Genomic DNA, 1,472 nt, shown 5'->3' with positions numbered 1-1,472 from the left:
CGAAAGCGGTGTTTCAGTCGGTATTGATGTCGACTGACACGCCCTCTTCGCGAGCAGGCTCGCTCCCACATTTGTTATGGGGGTTACTTGAAACCGAGCTGACGCCAGCCTTCGTAGACGGCGACCGCCACGGTGTTCGACAGGTTCAGGCTGCGGCAGCCTTCGCGCATCGGCAAGCGCAGGCGTTGTTCGCCGGGCAGGGCATCGAGCACTTCCGCCGGCAAGCCACGGCTTTCGGGGCCGAACAGGAACGCGTCGCCCTCGGCGAAGCTGGCATCGTGGAACGGGCGCGAGCCCTTGGTGGTGAACGCGAACAGCCGTGGATGACCAAGACTTTCCAGGCAACTGGCGAGGTCCGCGTGGCGTTGCAGGGTGGCATACTCGTGGTAGTCGAGGCCGGCCCGGCGCAGGCGTTTGTCGTCCATCTCGAAGCCCAGCGGTTCGATCAAATGCAGGTGGCAGCCACTGTTGGCGCACAGCCTGATAACGTTGCCGGTATTCGGCGGAATTTCTGGTTGAAAGAGGATGACGTGAAACATGCACGGCTCCGAAGGTAAAGATGAGCGGCATTCTACGCCGCCCATCGATCCACGTTCGAAACTATTACCGCGGGTGATGGGTTCGCTGGCGATTGTCGGACTGATGGTGGGGCTGATGATCGGTCGCCTGACCACGCCTGACCCCAGCGAATTGCAACAGATCGAGGTGACGGACGATGGGCTGGTGGTGTGGTTCAACAACGAACCCAAATCCCATGGCGAATTCGTGGACGGCAGCCTCGCGCTGCTGTTCGAGGCGCAAGGCAAGGCGCAGAAAGGTCAGCTCAAGCTCAACGATAAGGTCGTGAACTGGCGGACGCGCTTGAGTGATGGGGGGTTGTTGCTGACGGTAGTAGCGGCCCGGCCACTGCTGGGCGAGTGGACCGGTAGCGAGGTCGATGACCGCTGGCGGCTGGAGATCCATCTCCGGGAGCAATAAAAGAGGGAATCCCCGGCCTGCCTGTACCAAGGTTCCCAAAACGGCAGGGCTCGCGCATGGCGTCGAGCCCGGTGTAAAGAAGGAACCCCTGACCTGCCTGTATCAAGGGCCCCAAAACTGGGGGGCTCGTCGCGAGTGCGGTATGAGCCCGATGTAAAGAGGGGAATCCCCGGCCTGCCTGTACCAAGGTCCCCGAAACCGGGTAGTGAACTGAATCACTGAATGGACTATTGCAGGGGGCGTGCCAGGTTTTAACAAGTTGAAACAGAAAGCTGCGCTGGAATGCCGAAAGCCCCGTATTGCGGGGCTTTCGTGTTTTTTCGATAGGGGTTCAATTGCGAAAACCGGCCGGGTTCTGGATTTGTTTTTGTGCGCGATTGCGGTTCACGGTGCATTCAGTCGGTGCACGTTGGCCCCAAAAGCTTCGCGGGCAAGCCTCGCTCCTACAGGGTTTGCGCCATTTCAAGATTAGCGCGTGACCTGTAGGAGCGAGG

2 protein-coding genes are annotated in these 1,472 nt (G+C 60.0%); one reads left to right on the top strand and one right to left on the bottom strand.

The annotated features are described in order from the left end of the window. Window positions 1–83: 83 nt before the first annotated feature. Complete coding sequence (locus tag QMX98_RS34565; RefSeq protein ID WP_007949025.1) at window positions 84–539, bottom strand: tRNA (cytidine(34)-2'-O)-methyltransferase; 456 nt, start codon at window positions 537–539, stop codon at window positions 84–86. Here QMX98_RS34565 and QMX98_RS34560 point away from each other — a divergent pair. Further along, window positions 538–978 (top strand): hypothetical protein, encoded by a 441-nt coding sequence (locus QMX98_RS34560; RefSeq protein ID WP_010464565.1) that lies wholly within the window; start codon window positions 538–540, stop codon window positions 976–978. The two genes, QMX98_RS34565 and QMX98_RS34560, sit on opposite strands and share 2 nt — an antisense overlap. Window positions 979–1,472: the final 494 nt, after the last annotated feature.

The organism is Pseudomonas sp. PS02303 (assembly GCF_029959925.1).
GTDB lineage: Bacteria > Pseudomonadota > Gammaproteobacteria > Pseudomonadales > Pseudomonadaceae > Aquipseudomonas > Aquipseudomonas mandelii.
Note: the sequence above shows the minus strand (reverse complement) of the source record. Positions and strands in the feature narration are given on the sequence as shown.

Bases quoted from the DNA above. Each gene is read 5' to 3' on its own strand.
- QMX98_RS34560 (WP_010464565.1), top strand. From the start codon at position 538: ATGCACGGCTCCGAAGGTAAAGATGAGCGGCATTCTACGCCGCCCATC.
- QMX98_RS34565 (WP_007949025.1), bottom strand. From the start codon at position 539: ATGTTTCACGTCATCCTCTTTCAACCAGAAATTCCGCCGAATACCGGC.